This window comes from Gemmatimonadota bacterium, from assembly GCA_026702745.1.
GTDB lineage: Bacteria > JAAXHH01 > JAAXHH01 > JAAXHH01 > JAAXHH01 > JAAXHH01.
Window position 1 is genome coordinate 102,950 of the sequence record JAPPBT010000058.1, and the last position, 25,095, is coordinate 128,044.

Consider the following 25,095-nt stretch of genomic DNA (forward strand, 5'->3'; position numbering starts at 1 on the left):
CGGAACGCCAGATCGTCACAAAACGTAAATGTCGCAATTCGTACCCGTATTTTTTAACGACTCGACACACCGTGGTCAACCACTTTGAAGACCGGGCCGACGCGCAGGTCACGATTCCCGAACCACGAATTTCGCCCTGATCTCCGGACTTTCCCCGTATCCAATCCGGATCGCCCGCGCCTTTATCTGATACTCGCCGGCATCAAGGCGCAGCGGTCCGGTATACAACAACCAGTGGGGGTCATCTCCCGTCTGAAGCGTGTAAGCGATGGATGCGCCTTGCGTGGCGCAGTGAAGCTGCAGCAGTATCGGCCCTTCATACGAGCCGCCCTCCAGGGCCGGCTCGATCCCGGGACTGTCAGCGCATATGGGCACGCAGACCACGGGGGCGGTCTCGGGCTGACGGCCCTCCGGATACCAGTTCCGGACCATCTCGCTTTCAGGGACCCGGCCCATGTCCCCGGTCTCTTCGAGCCAGGCGTCGAGCGCCGTTCGCATCCGCTCCAGGTCGGTACGGATCCGGGGATCGTCGGCCAGGTTGCGTACTTCATGGGGATCGGCCGCCGTGTCGTAAAACTCCTCGACGGGCCTTGGGTACCGGAACAGGGCCGACTGCGCCTCGTCAAGGCCGCCCTCCAGGCGCAGCCGCCAGATTTCCTGCATGATCGGATGGCGGTTTCGATAGGGGATCCAGGAAAGGTAAGGCAGGTCCGGCCGGTAATTGCGAATGTACTTGTACCGACCGTCCCGAACGGCCCGTACCATGTCGTAGGATACGTCGTGGCGGTCCCGGCTGGCGAAGACGAACTCGCGCGGCGGTCGAGCCTGTCTCCCGAGAAAGGCGCGGCCCTGGATATGGTGCGGGATTTCGACGCTGGCCAGGGAAAGCATCGTGGGTCCCAGGTCGATCGTGCTGACCAGGTCTTCGCATACCCGCCCGCCTTCCAGGTCCGGCCCCCTCGCGATGAGCGGAACATGAATACCCGCGTCATAGGGCCAGCGCTTGCCCCGGGGCAAGGGACCATGGTCGCTCCAGTTGAAGACGTACGTATTCCCGGCAAGGCCATCTTCGTCCAGCTGGTCCAGGAGCGTGCCGAATTCCCGGTCGTTGTGGGCTATATGGGTGTACATGCGGGCAAGGGCCTCCCGCACCACCGGCGTGTCGGGCAGGTGGGGCGGCGGCTCGATGGCATTGGGATCGAACGCTGGCGAAGGACACTTTTCCGGCCACATCCCGCTCTCGTGGCTGCGCATGAGGTTGAAGACCGCGAAGAAAGGTTGTTCCGGATCGGGCCGGTTGCGCCAGTGGGCATCCTTTCCCAGGTCGTCCCACGCCGTCAGCGGCGGTTCGAACTGGTAGTCGGTTTTGAAGTTGTTCGTACAGTAGTATCCCGCCGCCCGCAGGTATTCGGTGAAGCACTTGACGAAGTGGGGCGGAACCGCGGAATAGGGCGTGGGTAACTCAGGTACAGCGGGATCGGCGTGGGTGGTCCGCATGTGGTGCGTGCCGATGGAGGTGGCGTACATCCCGGTAATGATCGCGGAGCGGGCCGGTGCGCACACGCCGGACGTGGAGAAACAGTTCGTCCACCGGCATCCCTGCGCAGCGAAGCGGTCCACGTTCGGTGTGCGGGCCACCGGGTCGCCGTAGCAACCGTAATAGGGGCCGGTGTCCTCGAAGGAGATCCACAGGATGTTTGGTCTGGACGGGGAATGCAAGCGCACTCTCTTCTTTTCGGTCATTTCGATACTATCACAAACCCGCGATCGTCTCCCCGGCGAGCTGGTCGACGACCGCTTTCAGATCACCGGTTTCATCATAGGTCTTGAGCTGCCGGTCCGCGCTGCTGCCCTGCTCGAGCATGACCCGGATGTACTCGATCTCCTCCCGGACGCCGAGAGGGTCCACCACGTCGTCCACGATTTCCAGCAATTCCTCGATGAGATATCGCAGGGGTACTTCCTCTTCCTTGCCGAAGTCGACCAGTTTCCCGTCCAGCCCGTCCTTGATGGCGCGCCACTTGTTCTCGGCCACCAGGTCGCGCCGGTAGTACCGCCAGGACTGGTTCTCACGGCGCAGCCGGATCAACTTGGCCGCCACCGCCCTGACCAGGGCCACGATGGCCACCACTTCGTCGATTTTGGTGATGCAGTCGCAGATCCGGAGCTCCAGCGTGGGAAAACGGGGATGGGGACGCACATCCCACCAGATCTTCGTGGGCTCGTCCATGCAGCCGGTCTTGATCATCGTCTGGATGAAATGGTCGTACTCGACGGCCGAGTCGAACCGATCGGGTATACCGGTCCGGGGCAACTCGGAGAACACGATGCTCCTGTAGGATTTAAGCCCCGTGTTGTCTCCCATCCAGAAGGGGGATGAAGACGAAAGGGCCAGGACGTGGGGCAGGAAATAGCCGATCTGGTTCATGGTGTCGATGCGCAATTCCCGGTCGGGTATGCCGACGTGAATGTGCATGCCGAAGATAAGCAGGCGGCGGGCGACGTACTGCAGGTCGGCAACCAGGCTGCGGTACCGGTCTTTCTCGGTGATTTCCTGCTCCTGCCAGCGGGAAAAGGGATGGGTGCCGGCCGCCACGATCCGGTGGCCGCTCTTTTCGGCGATTTCGGACACCATGCTCCGAAGCCGGGCGATCTCCTTGCGGACTTCCTTGATGTCCTTGCAGACCTCGGTACCCATTTCCACCTGGGACTGAAGGAATTCCGGCTTGACCTGGTCGCGAAAAACCCGCTTCCCCTTTTCGAGAAACTCGGAGATGTAGGAAGTCAGTTCCCGCGACTCGGGGTCGATGATCTGGTATTCCTCTTCGACGCCAAGCGTCATTTCTTCTAAGGTCATGGTGTGAACTGCTCCAGGTATCCTGGACCGGTTTATGGACCGTTGGTTATCCTGCCGCCGGTGATCCTGTTGACTGCTGCAGATTGTATGCTACGCGCGCGACGACTACGCACGCGACGACTTGACGACCCGTCGTATGCTACGCGCACGACGACTTGACGACCCGTCGTATGCTACGCGCGCGATTTACGCGATCCGAACCAGACGCCCACGGCCCCGACCAGCGGGTTGAGCCAGTTGAACCACGCGGGATGAACGGCCCCCGCGGTCGCCTCCATCATCGACACATCGTCGGGACGCGGTTCTGCCGGCATCTCCACCGGCATCAGCGCCCTCACCACACCGAACACGATCACGAGTCCTATCAGTAGGGTGGCGGCCCTGGCATCGTGCCCCACCCTGACGCAGACCAGACCGGCGATGTACGCCCCTACGAACCCCAGCACGAGCGAACCGAGCGCCCAGCCGACGGGTACTTCCCACGAACCCGGTTGGAAGGCACCCGTGGGCCCTACCGCCACCCACAGCAGCGAGAAGAGTACGAAGAGTACGGCAGCCATGGCAACGTAACCGACTATGGCCGCGAGGATGTTCCTGAGCATCATGTTCCTCCTAACAATATCATCATGCCCGTTGACCACAGGATGGTCGACAGGGCAATGCGATCGTCACGATTGCTCCTTCTCCGCCATAATCTGAATCAAGTTGCCGCAGGTATCGTCGAAGGCGGCAACAACGACTGTCCCGGCATCCGTAGGCGGCTGTACGAATCGCACACCCTTTGCCACGAGACGCTCGTGTTCGGCTGCGACGTCGTCGACCGTGAAGGCGGTCCACGGGATACCGTCGTCCACAAGGGCCTTCTTGAACGGACGCATCGGGGGATAGGCGTCAGGTTCGAGCACCAGCTCCGTTCCATCCGGATCCTCCTTGGATACCAGGGTGATCCAGGCATGTTCTCCCAGGGGTATGTTGTGCTTCAACTGGAAGCCCAGTGTTTCGGTGTAAAAGCGAAGCGCTTTCTGCTGGTCATCTACCGTGACACTGGTGTGTGTGATTCTCATTGCTCGATGCCCTCCTCGGTAGGGTGTGAAATACAAGCCCGGGAAACTAACCGGGATTCATAACAACGGGTTGTCTCGCGTCAATGGACGCGTGCACGGCGTCGATGACCCGCATGTTGCCCAGGCTGTTCTCCGGCGGAATCCGGTGCGGCCGGCCGAATTCGAGACAGTCGCACAGGTGCCGCAACTGTTCGGTGAATTGAAAGACCGGGGCGAACCGGATGGTCCTTTCTTCCCCGTCGTTTTTTCTGATTTCCAGCGCGACCGGGCGATCTTCGTTGTTCCATGCCATGTCCATCCGCATGTAGCCGTCCGTACCGAACACCTCGAACTCCTGGGAACTATGGAACCGAAAGGAAAAGGCGCACTGCGCGCTGATCTCATCGGGGAACTCGATTTGCGCCAGGACGGACTCGGGCACCCCGGACCGCTGGCCGTAGTGGCCACGCGCAAGGACCCTTTCCGGTTCGGTGCCCGTGATGAACCGGGCGTGGTGTATGCAGTAGCAGCCCAGGTCGTAGGTGGCGCCGCCGCGCTTGTCCTTGTTGAACCGCCAGTTGTAATCCGGTCTGAGGTTACCGGGATCCACCGCGGCCGTAAAGTTGCTGCGGATCAATTTAACCCGACCGATCTCGCCGGCGTCGATGAGCTCCTTCGTCCTGATGTGGCACGGGTGGTGGCGGAACTTGAAAGCCTCGGCGAGCAGGACGCCGTGGTCCCGCGCGGATTCGATCATGGCTTCGCACTCGGCCGCCGTCGAACTGATGGGTTTTTCGCAGAGGATCGCCTTGACCCGGCCGGTCCGCGCGGCCCGGACGGCTATGTCGGCGTGGGAATCGCCCCAGGTACAGATGGAGAGAATGTCGATTTCCTCTTCCAGCAGCATGCGCTCCAGATCCGTGTAGCGGCGGGAGACCCCGAAGGTCTCGCCGAAACGGTCCATCGCCTCCTCCGAGACGTCGCAGATCGCGGCGAGTTCCGCTTCGGGCGCTTCCCGGGCCGCCCTGCCGTGGCAGTGCGCGATGCCGCCCGCGCCGACGATGCCTACCCTGAGGGCCATGTTGATCTCCCTTTCGGTCAGGCCGAACGTTTCAAATCCAATGCCTTCGCCGCCGGTCCCACCAGGAACAGCGCGTACAGCGGAGCGTTCACGATTTCGTAAAGTCGCAGTACCATTTCCGCCAGCGCCACGAGAAAAGCCACCCCGATGCGGCCGTTGCGCGAGGAGACGGACGTAGCGGGGTCCGTGACCATGAAGAAGGCCATGAGCTGGTACATGGGGCCGGTGATGGGCGCGACTTCGGACAGAAACGGGGTTCCGGTCATTAAGGACCGCACGTAGGCGAGCGCGACGAAGGACACGGCGTAGGTGAAGGTAACGTGAAAACGCTTCGCCCGCCAGAGGATGACCGAACCCAGCACCCAGATCACGGCCATGGCCCAGAGGTCGTTGCCCCACTGCTCGCTCAAGGCGGCCACGGTCCCGGGCGCCGCGAAGAGCACCACGCAGATGCCCAGGTTGGATGGATTCCACAGGTGCCGGCCCCTGAAGCGGAGGACGTATTTCGACAGGATGGAAAGCAGGCTGGCGATGGCGTAGGGCCACAGGGCAAGCGACCTCAGCAGGATCCCGCAGCTGATCCCGGTGATGTACGCGCTGGCGGGGTTGAGCCACCGGCCCGTCAGCAGGCGACCCAGGGCCAGCTCCGCCGCCAGTGCCACGGCGATCGCCGTGAACAGTTGCGACAGGTCGTGGAGGAATCCCACGTAAAGCTGGCCGAAGACCAGGATCATGGTGATCAGGCCGGAGGACAGGTACCGCGGATCGATCTGCCATCCCGCTCCATTCGGCGGTCCCGGCGGCGGACCGGGCGTCCCGGCGCTTCCTGTCGAACCGGCCGCTGCGGCCTTTGTTGCGCCCATCATCCCTCCGGTTCAGTTACGGTGTGCAGCCGGTTGATATCGGGACGTTCCAGCGTCTGTACTGTCCCGCCCGGCCAGCGTACCTCGACCCGTTCGACCTCGGTGGCGACCCCCAGGCCGAAATGCCGTCTCCGCTGGCTCTGGGCTGCGAAACTCGCGCTTGCCGTCACGACCTGGAGCTGTTGCCGGCCGTCCCGGAAAACCCGGACCTCCGCGCCGATGGCGCTCGCGTTGCTGCTTCTGCCCTTCAGCTCGAAGGCAATCCAAGCGTTCTCACCGTCGACCTCGTTCCTGTACAGTACCAGGGGACCGTCCTGGTTGGCCACCACCACGTCGAGCACGCCCCGGTTGAAGAGGTCTGCGAGGGCGACTCCCCTGCCGTCGTACCGGTCGGTCACGCCGACGGATTCCGCCACGTCGTAGAAACGCCCGGTGCCGTCGTTCAGGTACAGCCTGGACCGCTCGTATCCCGACAGGCTTTGATCGCCCATAGGCGCCCAGTTCCGCACGTCCTGGAAGATGTTGTTGTTACCCATGGCGACCCGCGACATCTCGTACCAGTAGTCCTCCTCCGGATCGGCCGAGACAAAGCCGTTGGTGACGAACAGGTCCACGAAACCGTCGTTGTTCAGGTCCCCGAACTGCGCGCCCCAGGCCCAGCCCGCGTCGGCGATCTCGCCCTCGGCGATGTTGATCATCCGGCCGTTTTCCGCGATCAGGTTGCGGCGGAGATTGTTCCCCTGGAACAGGTAGCCCCGCTTCGAGATATTCGTCACGTACACGTCCGCGCGTCCGTCGTTGTACAGGTCGCCGAAGGCCACGTTCATACCGCTCTTGGACGTCTCTTCCAGCGAGGTCCCGGTGGCCTGCTCGAAACGCTTCCCCTCGACATTAAGGAGGAGCACCTCGGGACCGTAATCGTTGGCCAGGTACAGATCGGGCCAGCCGTCGCCGTTCAGGTCCGCCGCGCCGACGGACATGGTCCACCGCGTGCAGTCCGCCCCGTACGATTCCGTCACGTCCTCGAAACGGCCGTTACCCCGGTTCATGAAGAGATAGTTGTGGCCGCCGTTGTTCGCGTATTCGAAACTCTCCTGCATGATGCGCGTCGTCGTAACCTGCCACAGGTCATGGATTTCCGAGAAATACCCGCCCACGTAGAGATCGATCAGGCCGTCCCGGTCGACGTCCGTCCACACGGCGCTGTTGGCGTTCATCCACCGGTCGAACCCCGCCTCGGAGGTCGCGTCCTCAAAGCTTCCGTCGCCCAGGTTCCGGTACAGGCGCTGGCGCCCCCACATGTAGATGAAGACATCCTCGAATCCGTCGTTATCGTAATCCCCCCACGCCGAGCCCATGGACACGCCGCCGTCCCCGTTCACATCGGCCAGGCCGGCCTCCCCGGCAACCTCCGAAAAACTTCCGTCGCCCAGGTTCCGGTACAGGGCGTTCGGCGTGCCCTTCCGACTGCTGGTCACGTAAAGGTCCTGCCACCCGTCGTTGTCGAAATCCACGACCGAGACGGATGCCCCGAGGGCCGAGATATGGGGCATGATCGGGTCGAGCTGCGGATCGAGCTGCGGTTTTGCGTGGACGAAGGCAATGCCGGCCGCCGCCGTCACATCGGTCAACAGGAATCCATACCGGCCCGCGATTGCCGTGTCTGTCTCGCGCCCGTCTGCCTGGCGTACGTCTGTCTCACGTACGTCTACGTCTCGGGACAGCCACCGGTCGAAGAAAAAGGGCGAAATGATCAGTATGATGAACAGCGCGGTCGCCGATGTCCGTATTGTACTGGAGGAGGCTGGTGACATGGCCTGAAGGGGCAAGAAATCCAGCGGGTGGACAGACGGGAATGCCACGTGTATTACGAATGGTCCGGGTGCCGTTTCAAGGTAGAAACCCGGCACTGGCCTGTCAAGATGCATTGACACGCCGGACCGGAAGCACTATAAACTCACCGACAGCCCGATCCGCAGATCGATCGAAGTTCACGCAGCGAATCATACTCTACCGGAGTGATCAATGAGTACTTACCCTGTGCGCGCCATCCCATCGCTTCTTCTGCTTGCCTGCCTGTGTGCCGTTACTGTGCACACCCATGCCCAGACCTCCCTGCTGGACCGGATCCAGGAACGGGGCGAGATCCGAATCGGGACCACCGGCGACTACAAGCCTTTCACCTATCTGAATCCGGAGACCGCAACCTACGAGGGCATGGACATCGAAGCGGCGCATCTGCTGGGTGAAGCCCTCGGCGTCAGCGTACGATTCGTCCCCACGACCTGGAGCAACCTGTCCGAAGATACCCTGAACGACCGGTTCGACCTGGCCATGGGCGGGATTACGCGGACGCTGACACGTCAGAAAGTCCTGGCACTTACCGACCCCTATGTCACCATCGGTAAATCGGCGCTCATCAGAAAGTCCGACCGCAACCGTTTCAGGGGCCTGCAGGACATGGACCGGCCCTGGGTACGGATCGGAGTAAACCACGGCGGTACCAACGAAGCCTTCGTGCGGGCCAACATCCGGCAGGCCACGATCGTCATGTTCGAAAACAACCTGGACGTCCAGCCGGCCGTGGCGGAGGGGGACGTGGACGTGATGTTCACGGACAACGTGGAAGCGGTGATCTACGCGAGACAGAATCCCCTGCTTTACGCCCTCGACCCGGACAAGCCGTTGACCCGTGAGGACCTGGGCTACATGACCGTCCGCGGCGACCAGCCCTTCATCAACTTCCTGAACCTGTGGCTGTACCAGATGAGTCAGAAGGGTACGCTGGACGAGCTGAGGAGCAAATGGATCGGGGAGTACTGATAGAGGATTTCTGATATAATTATATTGCGATTTCGCCTTTCCCGCCCTATCTTAGGTGCGGCCTTATTCAAATCCCAAAATCCTGAACAAGGAGCGAGTCTTTGGCCGGTGCCCCGGACTATAGCGACGATGTGTTTTTTGATGAAGTCGACCTGGACGCCCACAGCGCCAGGACCGTAGAGTCCGAGGCCATCGAATTCTTCCCCACCGACTACCGCATCGGCCGGACCAAGTACATCTTCGTCACCGGCGGCGTCATGTCCGGCGTGGGCAAGGGCGTCTTCAGCGCCTCCCTCGGACACCTGCTCAAGCATTACGGATTCACGGTCTCCCAGATCAAGATCGACGGCTACCTGAACCAGGACGCCGGCACCATCAACCCCTATCGCCACGGGGAAGTGTTCGTGCTCGAGGACGGCACTGAATGCGACATGGACCTGGGCACCTACGAACGCTTCCTCGACGATAACCTGAACCGGAACAACTACATCACATCGGGCCGGGTGTACCGGATCATCCTCGACAAGGAACGGCGGGGCGAGTACCTCGGCCGTGACGTGCAGGTCGTGCCCCACGTGACGGGTGAGATCAAGAACCTGATCCGGACCAAGGCCCACGAGGGACCCTACGACATCCTGGTCGTCGAGATCGGCGGCACCGTCGGGGATATCGAGAACATCCATTTCATCGAGGCCGCCCGCGAGATGCTTTACGACGAGGGACGGGACAACGTCATGTCGGTCCACGTCACGCAGGTGCCCTACAACGCGTCCGCCGGGGAACTGAAGACCAAGCCCACGCAACACAGCGTCAAGGCGCTGCTGCAGCTGGGCATCCAGCCCGATATCGTGGTGTGCCGCTCGGCCATACCCCTGAACAAGAGCGTCCGCCAGAAGATCAGCCTCTTCTGCAACATCGCCGAGGACCGCGTGGTCAGCAGTCCGGACACGGATTCCATCTACCGGGTGCCGGCCCTGCTCGACCGCCAGGAGACGGTGCAGATCGTCGCCGACAAGCTCAACGTCAACCTCCCGCAGCGTACCGACCAGCGTCCCGAGATGTTTGACATTTACCTGAAGTACCTTTCGGGAAGCCATCCTGAAATACGGATCGCCATCACCGGAAAGTACACGGCCCTGCACGATTCCTACGTGAGCATCCTGAACGCCCTGGACCACAGCAAGGTCGCCGTGGGCGCTGAGATCGCCACCGAGTGGATAGACACGACCGATTTCTCGAGTGATCAGGCGCTGGACGAGGGCATGCTGGACGGGATTTCAGGGATCATCGTGCCCGGCGGCTTCGGAGAGCGGGGCGCCGAGGGCAAGATACGGTTCATTCAGTACGCCAGGGAGAACGGGTTGCCGTTCCTGGGCCTGTGCTACGGCTTCCAGCTGGCCGTGGTGGAGTTCGCGCGCAACGCGTGCGGCATGCTGGAAGCCGCCCACGCGGAATTCGACGCGGAGACGGAAACGCCGGTCATCTACCTGTTGCCCGACCAGCGGAAACTGACCGGCATGGGGGCAACGATGCGGCTCGGAGGACACGAAGTGAAAGTGAAGGCCGGCACGGAAGCCCACCGCTGCTACGGATCGGAAGCGGCCGTCGAACGGTTCCGCCACCGGTACGAGTTCAACAACCAGTACCGGGAACTTATCGAGCACAAGGGCATGGTGTTCTCGGGCATGACGCCCGACGAGGAGATCATGCAGATCCTGGAAATCCCCACGCACCCCTTCTTCGTAGGAACCCAGTTCCACCCCGAGTTGACCAGCCGTCCCTACAGACCCCACCCCTTGTTCAGAGGCCTGGTGCAGGCCGCATTGACATACGCGGAATCAGCGGAAGACCGGCAGGTGGCCATGGAGGCCGGGCAAGCGGAATAGCGGGAAGTTGGTCAGTTGGACGTGCGTTCGGTCAGGTCTGGCAGGTACCCGAAAAACAGACTACAGGTTCAGTTGGCCTGTTTCGTCAGCCTGGACTTGATGCGGGCGGCGGTCCGCCGGTGCATCACGCCGCGCTTGACGGCTTTGTCCAGCTTGGAATAGGCCTGTCCGAGCAGCCCGGGCGCCGCTTTGGCGTCCGTGTTAGCGCGCAGGCGCTTGATGGCGGTTCGGAGGGCGGACTTGACCGTGGCGTTGCGCCGCTGACGAACGCTTTCCTGGCGCAAACGCTTTTTGGATGAAACGAGGGTAGGCAACTTTTACTCCCTTAAATACGCTGAATCGTCAATGCACCGCCCGGCGTTCCGACCGAAGCGGCCTGTCGTGATACGGTCCGTTGTGTTGCGGCCGGTTGTTTTGCAGCCGGTCTTCGGCTCGCAAGGTCCTGTAGAAATCAGCATCAAATTAGCTGGCGAGCCGCCGGAAGTCAAGGTTAAATTGAATCCCGGCGCCAGACCTCTCGAATCCACGTAACGGACGACCCTTAACATGGCTGTCGAACCGACGGAAATCGAAAAGAAGCTCAAGTCGCTCCCCGGCAAACCGGGCGTGTACCTGATGAAAGACGCCCGGTCGCGCATCATCTACGTGGGCAAGACCCGTGCGCTGCGGCAGCGGATCCGCTCTTATTTCCAGAAGACCCGTCTCACGGCGCCCAAGGCCGTCGCCCTGGCCAGCCGGATCCGTGACTTCGACTACGTGGCCACCGAGTCGGAGGTCGACGCGCTGCTCCTGGAAGACCATCTCATCAAGGAGCACAAGCCGAAATACAACGTGATGCTGCGCGACGACAAGTCCTTTCCCTTCATCATGGTGACCAACGAGGCCTTTCCGCGGGTCGTGGTAACGCGCAATGTCCGGCAGGACGGGGCCCGGTACTTCGGCCCCTACACCAACGTGAAGGCCATGCGAAGGACGATCGACCTGGTCCGGAAGGTCTTCCCGCTTCGCACCTGTCCCAGCGCGAAGGCGTGGCCGTCCATGGACCGGCCCTGCCTCGATTACTACATCGACCGCTGTCCCGGTCCGTGCAAGGGACACATCGGCGAGGAAGGATACGGCGAGATCATCGAGCAGGTTTGCCAGTTTCTCACGGGCAGGACGAAGGACCTGCTGAAACAGTTAAAGGTACGGATGGCGCAGGCATCAGAGCAGTTGCAGTTCGAACTGGCGGGACGCATTCGCGACCAGATCGTCGCCATCGAGAAGACGACGATCCGCCAACGGGCTTTTTCAAGCAGGGAATTGGACCGGGACATCATCGGACTCGCCAGGAACGGGACCGACGTGTGCGGAGCGGTCCTGCAGGTCAGGGAGGGCAAACTGCTGGGCAAGGAGCACTTCTTCCTGACCGCGCCGGAGGAGTCCACGGAACCGGAGACACTGGGCGCCTTCCTGACCCAGTACTACCTCGCCGCGCAGCTCTGGCCCGACGAGATCCTCCTGAGCGGCGAACCGGACGGCTTGGAGACCTTCCGGGAATGGATGGCCCGGCAGCGTGGATCCAAAGTCGAAATCGCCGTGCCCCGCCGGGGCGACAAGGCCGCCATGGTCCGGCTTGCCGTGCAGAACGCCGAACTGCAGCTGAACACCCACGCCTTGAAACGGGCCGAAGCCCGGGTTCGCCGCAGCATGCCGGCCTCGGTGGGATCCCTGCAGGAAATCCTCGGACTCGAGACGCCCCCACGGCGCGTGGAGACCTTCGACATCTCCAATATCCAGGGTTCGGACCCGGTGGCCTCCATGGTCTGCTTCGTGGACGGCCGGCCCCGCAAGTCGGACTACCGGAAATTCAAGGTCAGGGACGTGATCGGCCCCAATGACTTCGCCATGATGCAGGAGGTGGTCGGCCGGCGGTACCGGCGGCTGATCGACGAGAACAAGCCCCTGCCGGACCTCATACTCATCGACGGCGGCAAGGGACAGCTTTCCAGCGTACGGCAGGTCCTGAACGAACTGGGCCTGGTCGACCTGCCGGTCATCGGCCTGGCGAAGCGCCTGGAGGAAGTCTTCCGTCCGGGCCAGTCCGAACCGATCCTCGTCCCCCGGTCCTCCCCGGCCCTGAAGATGCTCATGCAGGCCCGGGACGAAGCCCACCGTTTCGCCGTGACCTTTCACCGGCAGCAACGGGGAAGGCGCATGATCCGTTCGGAACTGGACAACATACCGGGGGTGGGGCCGAAACGGAAACAGCAGTTGATCCTGGCCCTCGGTTCCGTGGAGAACATCCGGAAATGCACCGAGGAGGAACTCAGGACGGTCCAGGGCGTGGGCAAGGACGCGGCGCGGAAGGTGTTCCGGTATTTCCATCCGGAGGTATCTTGAATGGTACGTAACGGGCAGGCGGCTGCGGCTCGATACGGCGCGGAATCAGATTGCGTGGGAGGAAGGAACGGCTTAGTATGTCTGTAACGGCGTCCGGGTTTAAGTTTGAATACTTTCGGCGCGGTTTTTGAATACTCCAATGGATTCGGATGGACCGGATGGCCGCCGGATCGCAGCCGGATCGATTAAAACACAATGACAGCAATATGACGCCATCGCATCGGCGTCGGGTTCCGGAGGATACATACGTGGGCAAGGTTCTAAGGTCATACGAGTTGCTGGAAGAACGCATGAAGGAAATCTACTTCGATTTCTACCGGGAGACCTACCGGGAGGGCACGGCACTCGACAACAAGACCAAGGAACTGATCGCCATCGCCGCGTCGCTGAGCGCCGGATGCCAGAACTGCCTGGAAGGCCATCTCAAGAAGGCCATGAAGTACGGCGCCGACGGCGCTGAGATCCGGGAAGCCGTGGCCATCGCCGTGGGGGTGGCGGCCGCCACGATCGTGGACCGCAGCGACCTGGCGAATTTCGAGATGAATTTCAATGAACTGCTCAAGAAAGCGACCGGGGCCGAGAAGGCAGGCAGCAAGACCTGAGTTCCCAAGGCTGGGTCGGGCGCCGGGGTCGGATCGGGACGGGTTCGCGTCCCGGGTACCTGTCTTATGATATTCGAGGGTTCAAGATATCAGGTACGGTCGGTATAGAAAACGATCGACTGAATGGGAGGAAAGCGTGAAGAGAATGTTCTCAATGTTTTTATGCACAATGTTTGCCGCGGCCTTCGTATTTTCCAACGTACAGGCGCAGACCGCGGACCAGGGCCAGGAGCCCCTGACCGACGACGAGAAGAAGATCGTCGCCTACATCATGAAGCAGGTCTCCGAATCCAAGGCCGGCAAGCCGAACTTCGGTCCGGAAACGGCCATGGCCGTTTACAGTGAACTGGGAATCCAGGTCACCCCTAACATGGTTCCCCGCGTACGGGCGGCCGTCGTGGCCGAGTTGAAGGCCATCGAGGCCCGTCTCATGCTGAAGGAAGGCAGCGCCGCGCCCGATTTCAACCTGCCGGTCCTGGGCGGCGGTGAGGCCAGTCTATCCGCGTTGAAGGGGAAGGTGGTCGTGGTGAACTTCTGGGCCACCTGGTGCCCGCCCTGTCTCGTGGAGATGCCGATGCTGAGCGAACTCTACGAGACCTACCGGGACCAGGGGTTGGAGGTGCTCGGACTTTCCCTCGACGAAGAGGGGCTTCCCATTACGAAACCTTTCGTCGAAAAGCTGAACGTATCCTATCCCATCGTGGAAGCGGACCGGAAGACCTACCAGGCCTACGGCAACGTGCTGACCATACCCCACACCTTCGTGATCGATCGTGAAGGCACTGTCACGAAGCGGTTCGTCAACAACCAGACGAAAGACGCATTCGAAGCCGCGATCAAGGCCGCGCTCGCGAAGAAGTAGACGGGCTGGAGTCCCGGGGCTGACAGGCCAGCGTCCCGGGGCATGCCACGGGACCGTCTATCGGTCCGCCGTTCCGTTCGCCTATCGGTCCGCCCTGTGTTTTTCAATCGCATCCATGTTCAGCGCCACGCCTAGCCCTGCCCGGTCGGATATACGGATCCGTCCGCCTTCGATCATTTCCGCCGGTTCGATGAGTTCGTGTCTCCACGGTACCTCTCCCCAGGCGTATTCCAGGATCTGAAACCCGGGATGGGCGGCCATGGCCTGCACGCCCGCCGCGATGGTCAGCGGTCCGAAGGGTCCGTGCGGCGCGGTGGGAATCCCCCGGCCCTCCGCCATGGCGGCGACCTTCTTCAGTTCCGATAGCCCACCTACGATCGTTACGTCCGGCATGATCACGTCCATCATTTCCTGGTCCAGGATGGGCCAGAACCCTTCCCTGTACATCAGGCTCTCGCCTCCGGCCAGCGGAACGTCGATGTGGTCCCTAATGGTCCGGTAGCCTTCGTGGTCTTCATCGGGCACGGGTTCCTCGTACCAGTACAGGTCCAGGTCCTTCAGCGCGTCGAAGACCTCGCACCCGCCCCGGGCGGTGAAGTGGCTGTGGCAGTCGATGAGCAGGGACACGTCCGGACCGATGGCGGCGCGCACCGCTTCCATGCAGGCGATGCCCTCCCGGGCGTCCGAAGCCCGATCGATACCGGCAGGCATCCCGTCGAAGGGTGCGAGCTTCACGGCGTCGAATCCGTCCGCGACCGCGGCGGCTGCGTTCCGGGCGAATCCCGCGGGTGTCCGGTCGGTGGTGGCCCGGTTGAAGTTGGCGTACAGGAGGATTTCATCGCGGCAGCGTCCTCCGATGAGGTCGGCCACAGGTACGCCCAGGACCTTGCCCTTGATGTCCCACAGGGCCTGGTCGAGGGCGCTCAACGCCATCACTTTCGGCCGGTCGACAGGCGAAGGGAGGAGTTCGGCCAGGATGCGTTCGATGGCGCCGGGATCGCGTCCGGCCAGCACAGGTTCGGCCTGTTGCAGGAACTCCACGCTACCGGACCTTGCCCCGCCGGGATTTACCTCGCCGTAACCGGTGATCCCTTCGTCGGTGTGCACCGCCAGGAACGTCCAGTCTCCCCGGTGGTTCACGTGGACAGCGTGGGTCTTCAGGGCGGTTATCTTCATGATCTAACGCTATATTCTGTCATTGATTACGGCAACGCATTTGTTTATATAACGCCTTGGCCGGGGCGTTCGGCTATGCCTTGGCCGGGGCGTTCGGCTATGCCTTGGCCGGGGCGGTGGCAGTTGGTAACTTGTGACTCCGGCAATGTATCCACGAAACAGGAGAACATTTACGGACAGGGATCCGACAGCGGACAGGGAATCGATTCGACGAAGGGAGTGGCATGAGTACGCAACGCGCAGCGGTCATTACGGGAGCGGGACGCGGCATGGGAGCGGCCATCGCGAGGAACCTGGCCGGCCAGGGGTGGGCTGTCTCGCTGCTTTCCCCCTCCGGTGCGGCGGAATCGCTCGCCGGCGAACTGGGCGGCATCGGCGTGACGGGATCCGTCACGGACCAGGCCGACCTGAAGAAACTGGTGGACCAGACCATGGACGCCCACGGCCGCATCGACGGCGTCGTCAACAGCACCGGGCATCCGCCCAAGGGCAGTCTCCTGGACATACCGGACGAAGACTGGCACGAGGGACTGGACATCGTGTTTCTCAACGTGGTCCGCATGGCGCGCCTCGTCACGCCGATCATGGTTGAACAGGGCGGTGGATCCATCGTGAACATCTCGACCTACGCCGCTTTCGAACCGGAGCATTACTTTCCCGTATCGACTGCTTTCCGGGCAGCCCTGGCGAGTTATACGAAGATCTACGCCGACAACCACGCCGGGGACAACATCCGGATGAACAACATCCTGCCGGGGTTCATCAACAGCCTCCCGGAATCGGAGGCCTTCAGGTCGCGCATACCCATGGGACGCTACGGCACCGTGGAAGAGATCGCGGAAACGGCCGCTTTCCTGCTGTCGCCCGGATCCGGCTATATCACCGGCCAGAACCTGCGCGTCGACGGAGGCATCACGCGGTCGGTCTGAGCGATCCGAACAGGGGAGATCATGGAACAGGCCGACCTGGCGTTTTTTCGTCAGAACGGATTCATAAACCTCGGGAAGGTCCTGGGCGACGAGGAGGTGGATCGTTTTCTGAATTTCTTCGACGAGGACCGCCGCAAATACCCCTATTTCTGGCATCCCTACGGCCACCACCAGGAGGCCAACTACGACGCCCTCGTCACCACGCCGGCCTTCGACGGACTGATCCGCCATCCCGCTGTCTACGGCACCATCGAGGAACTGATGGGCGGTCCGCTCTGTTTCGGAGAAATCGGGCTGCGATCTATGGGACCGTACAAGGGCGAATTCCACCAGCGCTGGCACCGCGACAAGGCCCACTGGCTCGACCATCCCCTCCGCATGGACTACATCCAGCTCATGGTCTATTTCACCGACGTGGATGAAGATACCCACTGCTTCTCCATCTCGCCCGAAGGGATCGATCAGCCTGTTCTGAAGGAGAGCAGCGCGCAGCTGGAGCGGGGCGTCTACGACCTCCATGGACCCGCGGGCACCTGCGCGTTGTTCAACGTATCGGTGCTCCATACGGCCACCACGCGTCCCACGCGGGCCGTGCGGAAGACCGCCCAGATCTACTACGGCCACCGGGACCGGGATCCGCTGGCCAATGATTCGGGGATTCCCGCCGCCCTCTGGCGGGACAGCGACGACCCGGAGACCCGGGCCTTCTACGGCGTCCTGAACGAACGCACCAGGCTTTACATGGCGGCTTTTGGAAGGTAGGCGGGGAACGCTTCATATTTACTTAGCGGTCCTGCCCTCGAGCCATACCTCGATGTGATGCGCGAAAGTTTCGAATTCGCTCAGACGCGTGCCCAGAATCTGCTCTATCACGTCGAGATCAACATCCAGATAACCATGCACGAGCACGTTGCGGAATCCCGCCACATTGCGAAAAACCGACGTAAAACCGGCAGGCAGGACGCCCAACTCCGCCAACCGGTCAATAGCCGTGGCATAGTCCGGCGCGTCAAGACCGGCTGACGACGATAGATGAGTCGCCACGTCGATCGCGTTCTGCGTACACAGTTGAAGGCCTCTTTCGACCATCCAGCGTAGGTCGGAATCCGCGCGCAACCGTGTGGCAGACACATCCGAATGTTGTTGCAGATTGGCCACTGCGCGTCTCAGCTCGGCCAGGTGCCGACGCACGACGACCAAATCAAGGCGCCCTCCGGTCACGATCCACTCCGGGCGGCAGAAGACCGCGCCGCTTCCATTTTCGCAAGCTGGGGAACGAAGTCGCAATACCGGGAGACCGCCTGTCCCTCGCGCGTCGTCGTCGCGGCCAGGTCTCGCGAAAGAACGCGTAATCCGTCGCGAAGCACGTGATAGTACAGCACCGGAGGCGCGTGGTTGAGGATCAGGAGATCGACGCCGTTGTCCCGAAGGCCTTCTATGAGCACGGTCGAGAGTTCTGCCCGCAGGCCGAAGCCGCTCCGGTCTTCGTGTGCCTCGTCAATGTAGACGGCTACGTCGATATCGCTGTGAAGTTGCGCCCCGCCCCGCGCGTGAGAACCGAACAGGTAGGCCTCGAGTACTTCCTGTCGGGATTCCAGCAAGCCCGCAATGCGCGGGCCCAGGGATCCATTATCGACATCCATGTTGTCAACACCCTGATTATCATGCATCGCCTTTGCCTTCCCATTCGTTAGCAACTAGCCAGACTCGGATGAGCACCAAAGCTAGAATCGTCTGACGAACAGACCGGACAATCGAACAAATCCTTGCGTTAATATACGACCGTTCCAACCACCGGGCAATGTATCAGATCCACCGATTCCGTCAGACGAACTCCAGGTCGCCGGCGTCATTGATCCGCCGATAGTAGCAACCGATCCGGTACTGGCCATCGCTGTCCTTCGTGTGACAGGCTCCGCCGCCCTGGGGGGTCACGAGATAGACCACGGAATTCTGCTCGCAGTTAATGCGGACTTCATCGATTCCCAGCGCGTTTCCAGACGTGGCGCCCTTGACCCACAGCTCGTTCCGCGAAGTACTCCAGAACGTGGCGATCCCGGTCTTCAGGGATTCGTCCAGGGCCAGGCGATTGATGTAGGCCAGGATCAACACTTCCTTCGTGGTCGAATCCTGCACGACTACCGGCAGCACGTCCTCCTCGATGCCCGCGATCTGCCTGAGTTTCGAGAAATCGAGCGTCTCCTTCGAACCCTCTTCCAGGTGATCGGATCCTGATGATGTCGTCATTTTTTCTCCAAGTGTCTACAAAGTATCTACAAGAGTGCAATCGTGAGAGGACGGCGCAGGGATTGGAGGCCAGATCAGATGCGCCAGTGATCATCTACAGAAGATGGTCGTCTGCCGCATGACGTGCGCCGACGCCCTTCTGCATGCGCATTAGCTGCTTCTGCCGGGGTGACAGCCCTTCGAACCACTCGTCCCGGAAACCGTCGTGGGGATCGAGTTGGAAGAGGAGCATGGACTTGCGGTAATGCCCGAACAGGGCGTGCCGGTTGCGGTCGGTGGTATTCGCTCCGCCGCCGTGCCAGCACTGTCCGTTGAAGATCAGCACGCTGCCCGCGGAAGCCTCGGGCTGGTAGACGTGCGGCACCTCCATGCCCTCCGGCGGACCGGCCCACCCGCTTTTGTGCGAACCGGGAACGATCCGCGTACCGCCGATCTCCGCATCGAAATCGTCCAGCATCCAGATGGTGTTCATCATCACGGGAGAAACCGGGTTCAGCATGTGCTGAGGGATGTCGCTGTGGAAATCCTGGTAACCGTCCCCCGGCCGCACGATGCGGGAGCTCAGGCTGCCCAGCACGAGGGTCTTGTCCAGCACCCGTTCCAGGACGGGCAGGATGACAGGATGATCGATGACCTGGAGGAACACCGGATTCAGGGTGGGCAGGTTCCGCACCAGCAGCGACGTGCCTCCGCGGTTCTCGTAACCGGCCTCGCCGTGTGCCGCGGCGACGCGGAGCAACGCCTCGCGAAACGTGTGTACCTGGGACGCCGTCAGCACGTCGGGCAACAGCGTGAAGCCGAAGGTGTCGATTTCGGCGAGGGCCTGTTCGAATGCATCCATCAATCGCTACCAATGGTGCGCTTGAGATAGGCCTTCAGCCGCTCCCAGGCGTCCAGCGCGGGTTCTTCGTTCTTCGGATCGCGCTCCACGTACAGCCAGAACCCGTGGTTGACGTCGTCGTAGATGTGCACGTCGTTCTCCACGCCGGCCTGGCGAAGCGCGGCGACGAAGCTCTCCACCTGTTCGGGCGAGGGACCGCGGTCGAGTCCGGCGAAGGTCCCGTATATCTCGTGGTGAATGGCGCTGAGTCTTTCGGGATCGTCGAGCAGGCGTCCGTAGAAGATGGCGGTGGCGTCATGGTTCTCGCCGCCCAGGGCGTAGCTCAGGGCGACTCCGCCGCCGTAGCACCAGCCCATGGCACCGATCTTGCCGTTCACGTCCGGCCGCGATCTCAGGTAGGCCGCCGCCGCGTCCAGGTTGCGGATGATCTTGTCCATGTCGTCCAGCGTTTCCCGCACGAGCGCCATGTTCTCGTCGCGGTTGCTTCCCGTTCGGCCCGAATACAGGTCGGCCGCCAGGGCGACGTAGCCCTCCGCGGCCAGCGCGTCGGCCACCTGCCTGACGCGGTCCACGAGGCCGTTCCATTCGTGGATCAGTATGACGGCGCCCCGGGGACCCGGCCCTTCCGGTTCCGCGAGATAACCCCTGGTCGCCTGGTCTTCATCGAAATAAGCCAGGTCGCCGCCGCGGGGTGCGCCGGCCTTGCCGAGAATGGCTTCGGGGATCTCGCTTTCGGACGTCGGCGCGTACGGTATCTGCTGCCCGTGGATCGCCAGCGCCGCAACGGCAAGTATGATGCACGCAACGTACGCAACGGGCATCGAATATCGCCTGCTGGATGTTATTCCTGCCATGATGTTTACCTCTCATTCAAACGGGGAGGCCCTGCTCCGAAAGCACGGATTGGAAGCCTCGCGGGTATTTACTGTTTTCCATGAACAACGGGTTTCAATATACTTATCGAGACATTGCGAATCAATCGTGAAATGCTACGTGTAATCTTTGTGTCGGCCACCCTCTAAATCGCGAGATGCCCTGCGGGAGAACCCATGAAAAACAAGCTGAAAGAGAAGCTGCGCAACGGTGAAGTGACCTACGGCATATCTGTCGGCACCCCCAGTAACGACATCGTGGAGCTGGCGTCGAACCTGGCCTTCGACTGGATCTGGTTCGACGGAGAACACGGTCCGTTGAATGCCGAGATCCTTCATCCCATGATCCAGGCGACCCGGGGCCGGGACGTCACTCCGCTCGTCCGCGTGCCGTGGAACGACATGGTGCATATCAAGAAGGCGCTGGACATCGGGGCGGAAGGCCTGATCATTCCCTGGGTCAACAACCGGGAGCAGGCGGAGTACGCCGTCCGCGCGGCCAAGTATCCGCCCATGGGCATCCGCGGAATGGGCGCCCGGTTCCTGAATACCGCGGGACTGGATCTGGCCGAATACCTCCGCACCGCCAACGAAGAAACCTTCATCATGGTCCAGATCGAAACCGTCGAAGCCGTGGACAACCTGGACGAAATTCTCACCACGCCCGGCGTCGATGCATTCCTGGTCGGGCCGAACGACCTCGCGGCCTCCCATGGATACGTGGGCCAGCCGACGCACCCGGAGATGGAGAAAGTCGTCAAGGGGATCATGGACCGGGGAAAGGAACTCGGCGTGCCCGGCGGATACGCGTTCATCTCGATGGACGCCAACCGGAAGCGGATAGAAGAGGGCTTCCAGTGGATCACCCTCGGAAGCGATATGGGGTTCCTGGCCCAGGCGGCCCGGGCGGCACTCGCGGAGGTCGGCAGGTAGCTTTTCGGATCAGTCCTCGTTCCGGTCTTTCGAAAGCCGCCGTCGAATGGCCATGGCGTGGGCGGACAGGCCTTCGGCATCCGCGAGCCGGATCGCGGACGGTCCCAATCGTTTCTCGGCCCGTTCGTTGACCGCGAACAGGCTGGTGATCTTCAGGAAGTCCCGGACGCTCAAGGGCGAGTGGAACCGGGCGCTGCCCCCGGTGGGCATGATGTGGCTGGGGCCGGTAACGTAGTCGCCCAGGGCCTCGGAGGAATGTTCTCCCACGAAGATCCCCCCGGCGTTTTGAATCCCGTCCACCAGCGGCCAGGGATACGCCACCAGCAGGCACAGGTGCTCTGGCGCGTAGGCATTGGCCAGTTCGGCCGCCTCTTCCAGACTCGATACAAGCACGATCCCTCCGTGCTGCACCAGGGAAGAACGGATGGTGTCCGCTCGGTCCAGTTCGGTCAGTTGCTCCTCCACGGCCTGTTGCACCGCCAGGGCCAGCGTGGACGACGGCGTGATCAATAGGGCGCTCGCCATCGTATCGTGCTCGGCCTGCGCCAGCAGGTCGGCCGCCGCGAGGTCCGGGCTGGCCGTCTCGTCGGCGATGAGCAGGGTCTCGGTGGGGCCGGCGAGCTGGTCGATATCCACGATCCCGTACACCAGGCGCTTGGCCACGGTCACGTACACGTTTCCCGGACCCACGATCTTGTCGACGCGTGGAACCGTCGCGGTGCCGTGGGCCATCGCCGCGATCGCCTGGGCGCCGCCGATGCGGTAGACCGCGTCCACACCCGCTACGGAGGCCGCGGCCAGCACGACGGGCGGAACCGCGCCGTCTCTTCCGGGAGGCGTGGCCACGACCACATTCCGTACACCCGCTACCCGGGCGGGGATCACGGCCATCAGCAGCGAGGAAGGATAGGCCGCGCCTCCGCCGGGCACGTAGACGCCCACCCGATCCAGCGGCCGGACGATCTGGCCGGTGCCGCCCTCTTCATCCCAGTGCGTCCAGGACCCGGCCGGCTGGCGCGCTTGAAATGACCGAATGCGCTCAGCCGCGGTTTCCAGGGCATCGCGCAAATCGGAAGGCAGCGATTCGGCCGCCTCGTCGATTTCGGACCGGGGGACCTCGAAGGCGTCAGGAGCGCTTCCGTCCAGCAGCCGGGCGTACCGCCTGATCGCATCATCCCCGCTGTTTCTGACGTCGTCGATGATGCGGGCTACCGCCTTTTCCGCCGTCAGTGGCTCGCCGAACAGTTTCCTGTTCCGTGCTTCGATTTCCGGTGCGTGCATGGCCTCGTTCAGCGGACGCCTCCGCAGGATACTCGACTTGGCCTCTTCGGCGGACATTATCCGGATGTTCATCTTCCCCTCGCTGGTCTGGTCATGGGGTATTCCCCTTCGCGGGCCTCAGCGGCGCCAGCGCCTCGAGAATGGGACCGCAACCGAATTTCACGCAGTCCGTCGCCGGGAGCCCGGTCTCCCTGCTGACCTGGTCCACCTCCCGCCTGGCATCGTCCTGGGACAAGCCGATGCAGTTAAGTGATACGGCCACCACCCGGCAGGGGAACAGGGGCCGGGCAATGGTCTCGTGGGCTGTGATCATCTCCGCGTAGGACGGCACGGCCACGGGGAGGTTGCGCATCACGTCCCTCCCTGGCTGGTGGCACAGTACCAGGGCCTGTGGCGCGACCCCGTGGAGCAGACCGAGCGATACGCCCGAATAGGAAGGATGCAGAATCGTGCCCTGCCCTTCGATGACCAGCAGTTCACGGTGCTTGCGTTCCAGCACGAGTCTCTCCGCCGCGCCCGATATGTAGTCCGCCGCCACCGTATCCACCGCGATGCCCGAACCCGCGATCATGATGCCGGTCTGCCCGGTGGCCACGAACTCGGCGTCCCAGCCCGCCTCGCGGGCCGCGCGGTCGATTTCGATCGCGGCGATCTTCTTGCCGATGCTGGAATCGGCGCCGACGGTCAGTACGCGCAGGTTGGGGAGGCCGTGGACCTGGTGCCGCCCCACGTCCAGGTCTCCGGGCGGCTGCCGTACGTCCCACAGCCGCACGCCTTTCTGCCCGGCATGCCGGGCGAAGGCCTCGTCTTCGTTGAGAAAAGTATGCAGCCCGTTCACCACCTCTAGCCCGTGCTCGATAGCCTCGTGGATGACTTCCCTCCAGGCATTGGGCAGAACGCCCCCCGGCGTCGCGATGCCGATGACCAGCGAGGTCGGTTCGAAGGCCATCGCTTCCTGAAGCGTCGCCACGATCGGGATGCCCGTACCCACCTCGAGCACGTCTTCCAGCCGCTTGCCGGCGTACGCACTGTCGAGCACCGCCACGGTCTCGTCGGCCTTATAGCGGACCAGTGACGCGGCCGTCTTGGAGGAGAACGTGCCCAGTTGGCCCTCGGTGAGAATTACCATTCGCCTGGGTTGCATATACCCTTCGATCCTCAACTCATCGAAACAACGCGGCCGGTTTCCAGGGATTCCGTGGCAGCGTCCAGTACCTTCATGAGCTCCAGCATCTCGCGAGGCTGGACGGCCAGTTCGGCGCCTTCCGTCAGTACTGCCGCGATGTTCCGGTAGTAGTCCACCCAACTGCCTTTCACCGGATCCAGGATCATCTCCTCAACCGCTCCGTCCCGCTCCGTGGCCACCCGTACACGGTCTTCGGGTGCCTCCACCGCGTCCTCGATCCTGCCCTTCTTCATCCAGTCCTCCTGGGGATCGAGCCCCGTCTTTACCAGGGATCCCCGGGTACCCAGCACGTACCAGTGGGGCTTGGAAATATGCGAAAGATTGCTGATTTCCATCCGGTACTCGGCACCCGTTTCGAAATACAGCGTGCAGGTGACATGATCTTCAATGTCCCCTTCCCACAGGCGTTTGTGGCCTTTGCAGTGGATCGCCTCGGGACGGCCGGCCAGCAGCTGCAGCCCCTGGTCGACCAGGTGCGCGCCCCAGTCGAAAAGCAGGCCGCCGCTTTCCGCCCGGCTCGTTCGCCAGCCCCGGGATGCCCGGAACCGGTGCACCGCCCTTTCGACCAGAAAAGGTTCACCAAGCAGGCCATCCTCCACCGCCTTGCGCACGGTCAGATAGCCCCAGTCCCAGCGGCGGTTGTGGAAGACGCTCAGCATGACCCCGCGCCGCCGGCTGACCGCGATCATTTCCCCGGCTTCGGCGGCCGACATGCACATGACCTTGTCGACGACCAGGTGTCTCCCGGCCTCCATGGCCTCGATGGCCAGGGACGCGTGGGTATGGTGAGGCGTGGCCAGGATGATCAACTGGATGCCGTCGTCCGCCAGGAGATCGGTCAGGGTCATGTAGGTATCCACGGACCCGTCCCGATGCGCCTGCGCCCGGCGTTCCGGGTCCCGGCTGGCCACAGCGGCGAGTTTCAACCCCTCGGTCCGCGAAACCAGGTAGGCATGGAAAAGCCGTCCCGCCAGTCCGTAGCCTACGATGCCCGTTCGTATCACGGTAATGCCCCGCGCCCGCATCCATACCGCGCCCGCATCCATGCCATGCGGGCTCATTTCCCGTTGTCTTCCGGCAACCCGACGCAATCTACCCGCGTCCTCCGCCCCGCCGGCTATGCGGGGGACAATATACGGGATGGGCCGGATGCATGGCAAACGCGAATTGGGTGGACTATAATGTCCGTGACATTCCACCGGCGACGCGCTAATTTCCCGATTCAACCGTC

At 62.4% G+C, this 25,095-nt stretch carries 25 protein-coding genes; 8 read left to right on the forward strand and 17 right to left on the reverse strand.

Going from position 1 to position 25,095, the window contains the following annotated elements:
- Positions 1 to 108: 108 nt before the first annotated feature.
- The 7 genes from OXH56_09235 to OXH56_09265 all read right to left on the reverse strand — a co-directional run bounded on the left by OXH56_09235 (position 109) and on the right by OXH56_09265 (position 7,466).
- Positions 109 to 1,743, reverse strand: a complete 1,635-nt coding sequence (locus tag OXH56_09235) for a sulfatase-like hydrolase/transferase (GenBank protein MCY3555490.1) — start codon at positions 1,741 to 1,743, stop codon at positions 109 to 111.
- Positions 1,744 to 1,753: 10 nt separating this feature from the next.
- A complete protein-coding gene (locus tag OXH56_09240; protein ID MCY3555491.1) occupies positions 1,754 to 2,857 on the reverse strand; it encodes a carboxylate-amine ligase in 1,104 nt (367 codons plus the stop codon).
- Between the two features lie 173 nt (positions 2,858 to 3,030).
- Positions 3,031 to 3,462, reverse strand: a complete 432-nt coding sequence (locus OXH56_09245) for a hypothetical protein (protein MCY3555492.1) — start codon at positions 3,460 to 3,462, stop codon at positions 3,031 to 3,033.
- A 63-nt stretch (positions 3,463 to 3,525) separates the two neighbouring features.
- A complete protein-coding gene (locus OXH56_09250) occupies positions 3,526 to 3,921 on the reverse strand; it encodes a VOC family protein (GenBank protein ID MCY3555493.1) in 396 nt (131 codons plus the stop codon).
- Positions 3,922 to 3,967: 46 nt separating this feature from the next.
- On the reverse strand, positions 3,968 to 4,981 hold the full coding sequence (locus tag OXH56_09255) for a Gfo/Idh/MocA family oxidoreductase (protein MCY3555494.1): 1,014 nt from the start codon (positions 4,979 to 4,981) through the stop codon (positions 3,968 to 3,970).
- Positions 4,982 to 4,998: 17 nt separating this feature from the next.
- Entirely contained in the window at positions 4,999 to 5,847 is an 849-nt protein-coding gene (locus OXH56_09260; protein MCY3555495.1) for an RnfABCDGE type electron transport complex subunit D, read from the reverse strand.
- On the reverse strand, positions 5,844 to 7,466 hold the full coding sequence (locus OXH56_09265) for a CRTAC1 family protein (GenBank protein MCY3555496.1): 1,623 nt from the start codon (positions 7,464 to 7,466) through the stop codon (positions 5,844 to 5,846). The genes OXH56_09260 and OXH56_09265 overlap by 4 nt, the downstream gene beginning before the upstream one ends.
- Before the next feature lie 403 nt (positions 7,467 to 7,869).
- Here OXH56_09265 and OXH56_09270 point away from each other — a divergent pair, with 403 nt between their 5' ends.
- On the forward strand, positions 7,870 to 8,667 hold the full coding sequence (locus OXH56_09270; protein MCY3555497.1) for a transporter substrate-binding domain-containing protein: 798 nt from the start codon (positions 7,870 to 7,872) through the stop codon (positions 8,665 to 8,667).
- Between the two features lie 218 nt (positions 8,668 to 8,885).
- A complete protein-coding gene (locus OXH56_09275; protein MCY3555498.1) occupies positions 8,886 to 10,553 on the forward strand; it encodes a CTP synthase in 1,668 nt (555 codons plus the stop codon).
- 68 nt (positions 10,554 to 10,621) lie between these two features.
- Here OXH56_09275 and rpsT read toward each other — a convergent pair whose 3' ends face one another.
- Positions 10,622 to 10,867, reverse strand: coding sequence for a 30S ribosomal protein S20 (gene rpsT / locus OXH56_09280; GenBank protein MCY3555499.1), 246 nt, complete (start codon positions 10,865 to 10,867; stop codon positions 10,622 to 10,624).
- Positions 10,868 to 11,099: 232 nt separating this feature from the next.
- Here rpsT and uvrC point away from each other — a divergent pair, with 232 nt between their 5' ends.
- From uvrC to OXH56_09295, 3 genes are all read left to right on the forward strand, one after another.
- Positions 11,100 to 12,935, forward strand: coding sequence for an excinuclease ABC subunit UvrC (gene uvrC, locus OXH56_09285; GenBank protein MCY3555500.1), 1,836 nt, complete (start codon positions 11,100 to 11,102; stop codon positions 12,933 to 12,935).
- A gap of 248 nt (positions 12,936 to 13,183) precedes the next feature.
- On the forward strand, positions 13,184 to 13,537 hold the full coding sequence (locus OXH56_09290) for a carboxymuconolactone decarboxylase family protein (protein MCY3555501.1): 354 nt from the start codon (positions 13,184 to 13,186) through the stop codon (positions 13,535 to 13,537).
- Between the two features lie 154 nt (positions 13,538 to 13,691).
- Positions 13,692 to 14,399, forward strand: coding sequence for a TlpA disulfide reductase family protein (locus OXH56_09295; GenBank protein ID MCY3555502.1), 708 nt, complete (start codon positions 13,692 to 13,694; stop codon positions 14,397 to 14,399).
- An 81-nt stretch (positions 14,400 to 14,480) separates the two neighbouring features.
- Here OXH56_09295 and OXH56_09300 read toward each other — a convergent pair whose 3' ends face one another.
- A complete protein-coding gene (locus OXH56_09300; protein MCY3555503.1) occupies positions 14,481 to 15,575 on the reverse strand; it encodes a mandelate racemase/muconate lactonizing enzyme family protein in 1,095 nt (364 codons plus the stop codon).
- 224 nt (positions 15,576 to 15,799) lie between these two features.
- On the opposite strand from OXH56_09300, the gene OXH56_09305 reads away from it, so the two are divergent.
- Entirely contained in the window at positions 15,800 to 16,504 is a 705-nt protein-coding gene (locus OXH56_09305; protein ID MCY3555504.1) for an SDR family oxidoreductase, read from the forward strand.
- A 21-nt stretch (positions 16,505 to 16,525) separates the two neighbouring features.
- Positions 16,526 to 17,266, forward strand: a complete 741-nt coding sequence (locus OXH56_09310) for a phytanoyl-CoA dioxygenase family protein (protein MCY3555505.1) — start codon at positions 16,526 to 16,528, stop codon at positions 17,264 to 17,266.
- Between the two features lie 18 nt (positions 17,267 to 17,284).
- Here OXH56_09310 and OXH56_09315 read toward each other — a convergent pair whose 3' ends face one another.
- The 5 genes from OXH56_09315 to OXH56_09335 all read right to left on the reverse strand — a co-directional run bounded on the left by OXH56_09315 (position 17,285) and on the right by OXH56_09335 (position 20,413).
- Positions 17,285 to 17,725, reverse strand: coding sequence for a DUF86 domain-containing protein (locus OXH56_09315; GenBank protein ID MCY3555506.1), 441 nt, complete (start codon positions 17,723 to 17,725; stop codon positions 17,285 to 17,287).
- Positions 17,722 to 18,147, reverse strand: a complete 426-nt coding sequence (locus OXH56_09320; protein MCY3555507.1) for a nucleotidyltransferase domain-containing protein — start codon at positions 18,145 to 18,147, stop codon at positions 17,722 to 17,724. The genes OXH56_09315 and OXH56_09320 overlap by 4 nt, the downstream gene beginning before the upstream one ends.
- Before the next feature lie 181 nt (positions 18,148 to 18,328).
- Complete coding sequence (locus OXH56_09325; GenBank protein MCY3555508.1) at positions 18,329 to 18,751, reverse strand: phosphoribosyl-AMP cyclohydrolase; 423 nt, start codon at positions 18,749 to 18,751, stop codon at positions 18,329 to 18,331.
- Between the two features lie 94 nt (positions 18,752 to 18,845).
- Positions 18,846 to 19,592 (reverse strand): phytanoyl-CoA dioxygenase family protein, encoded by a 747-nt coding sequence (locus tag OXH56_09330; protein ID MCY3555509.1) that lies wholly within the window; start codon positions 19,590 to 19,592, stop codon positions 18,846 to 18,848.
- Entirely contained in the window at positions 19,592 to 20,413 is an 822-nt protein-coding gene (locus OXH56_09335; GenBank protein ID MCY3555510.1) for a dienelactone hydrolase family protein, read from the reverse strand. Before OXH56_09335 ends, OXH56_09330 begins: the two co-directional genes overlap by 1 nt.
- Positions 20,414 to 20,641: 228 nt before the next feature.
- On the opposite strand from OXH56_09335, the gene OXH56_09340 reads away from it, so the two are divergent.
- Positions 20,642 to 21,397 carry an aldolase/citrate lyase family protein gene (locus OXH56_09340; GenBank protein MCY3555511.1) on the forward strand — a complete coding sequence of 252 codons (756 nt, stop codon included), beginning with the start codon at positions 20,642 to 20,644 and terminating at the stop codon, positions 21,395 to 21,397.
- Positions 21,398 to 21,406: 9 nt separating this feature from the next.
- Here the strand turns inward: OXH56_09340 and hisD are convergent, their stop codons facing one another.
- The 3 genes from hisD to OXH56_09355 are packed head-to-tail and all read right to left on the reverse strand — an operon-like array spanning position 21,407 to position 24,925.
- Positions 21,407 to 22,750, reverse strand: a complete 1,344-nt coding sequence (gene hisD / locus OXH56_09345; protein ID MCY3555512.1) for a histidinol dehydrogenase — start codon at positions 22,748 to 22,750, stop codon at positions 21,407 to 21,409.
- Between the two features lie 19 nt (positions 22,751 to 22,769).
- Entirely contained in the window at positions 22,770 to 23,807 is a 1,038-nt protein-coding gene (locus OXH56_09350) for a DUF1611 domain-containing protein (GenBank protein MCY3555513.1), read from the reverse strand.
- A gap of 29 nt (positions 23,808 to 23,836) precedes the next feature.
- The gene (locus OXH56_09355; protein ID MCY3555514.1) at positions 23,837 to 24,925 is read right to left on the reverse strand and encodes a Gfo/Idh/MocA family oxidoreductase; all 1,089 of its coding nucleotides are present in this window, start codon (positions 24,923 to 24,925) and stop codon (positions 23,837 to 23,839) included.
- Positions 24,926 to 25,095 lie beyond the last annotated feature (170 nt).

Excerpts from the sequence above, each read along its gene's own strand:
- OXH56_09330 (MCY3555509.1), bottom strand. The coding sequence starts at position 19,592 with ATGGATGCATTCGAACAGGCCCTCGCCGAAATCGACACCTTCGGCTTC.
- hisD (MCY3555512.1), bottom strand. The coding sequence starts at position 22,750 with ATGAACATCCGGATAATGTCCGCCGAAGAGGCCAAGTCGAGTATCCTG.
- OXH56_09295 (MCY3555502.1), top strand. The coding sequence starts at position 13,692 with ATGTTTTTATGCACAATGTTTGCCGCGGCCTTCGTATTTTCCAACGTA.
- OXH56_09300 (MCY3555503.1), bottom strand. The coding sequence starts at position 15,575 with ATGAAGATAACCGCCCTGAAGACCCACGCTGTCCACGTGAACCACCGG.
- OXH56_09270 (MCY3555497.1), top strand. The coding sequence starts at position 7,870 with ATGAGTACTTACCCTGTGCGCGCCATCCCATCGCTTCTTCTGCTTGCC.
- OXH56_09260 (MCY3555495.1), bottom strand. The coding sequence starts at position 5,847 with ATGATGGGCGCAACAAAGGCCGCAGCGGCCGGTTCGACAGGAAGCGCC.
- uvrC (MCY3555500.1), top strand. The coding sequence starts at position 11,100 with ATGGCTGTCGAACCGACGGAAATCGAAAAGAAGCTCAAGTCGCTCCCC.
- OXH56_09240 (MCY3555491.1), bottom strand. The coding sequence starts at position 2,857 with ATGACCTTAGAAGAAATGACGCTTGGCGTCGAAGAGGAATACCAGATC.
- OXH56_09355 (MCY3555514.1), bottom strand. The coding sequence starts at position 24,925 with ATGAGCCCGCATGGCATGGATGCGGGCGCGGTATGGATGCGGGCGCGG.
- OXH56_09250 (MCY3555493.1), bottom strand. The coding sequence starts at position 3,921 with ATGAGAATCACACACACCAGTGTCACGGTAGATGACCAGCAGAAAGCG.
- OXH56_09235 (MCY3555490.1), bottom strand. The coding sequence starts at position 1,743 with ATGACCGAAAAGAAGAGAGTGCGCTTGCATTCCCCGTCCAGACCAAAC.
- OXH56_09305 (MCY3555504.1), top strand. The coding sequence starts at position 15,800 with ATGAGTACGCAACGCGCAGCGGTCATTACGGGAGCGGGACGCGGCATG.
- OXH56_09350 (MCY3555513.1), bottom strand. The coding sequence starts at position 23,807 with ATGGTAATTCTCACCGAGGGCCAACTGGGCACGTTCTCCTCCAAGACG.
- OXH56_09320 (MCY3555507.1), bottom strand. The coding sequence starts at position 18,147 with ATGGATGTCGATAATGGATCCCTGGGCCCGCGCATTGCGGGCTTGCTG.
- OXH56_09325 (MCY3555508.1), bottom strand. The coding sequence starts at position 18,751 with ATGACGACATCATCAGGATCCGATCACCTGGAAGAGGGTTCGAAGGAG.
- OXH56_09335 (MCY3555510.1), bottom strand. The coding sequence starts at position 20,413 with ATGCCCGTTGCGTACGTTGCGTGCATCATACTTGCCGTTGCGGCGCTG.
- OXH56_09245 (MCY3555492.1), bottom strand. The coding sequence starts at position 3,462 with ATGATGCTCAGGAACATCCTCGCGGCCATAGTCGGTTACGTTGCCATG.
- OXH56_09310 (MCY3555505.1), top strand. The coding sequence starts at position 16,526 with ATGGAACAGGCCGACCTGGCGTTTTTTCGTCAGAACGGATTCATAAAC.
- OXH56_09255 (MCY3555494.1), bottom strand. The coding sequence starts at position 4,981 with ATGGCCCTCAGGGTAGGCATCGTCGGCGCGGGCGGCATCGCGCACTGC.
- OXH56_09340 (MCY3555511.1), top strand. The coding sequence starts at position 20,642 with ATGAAAAACAAGCTGAAAGAGAAGCTGCGCAACGGTGAAGTGACCTAC.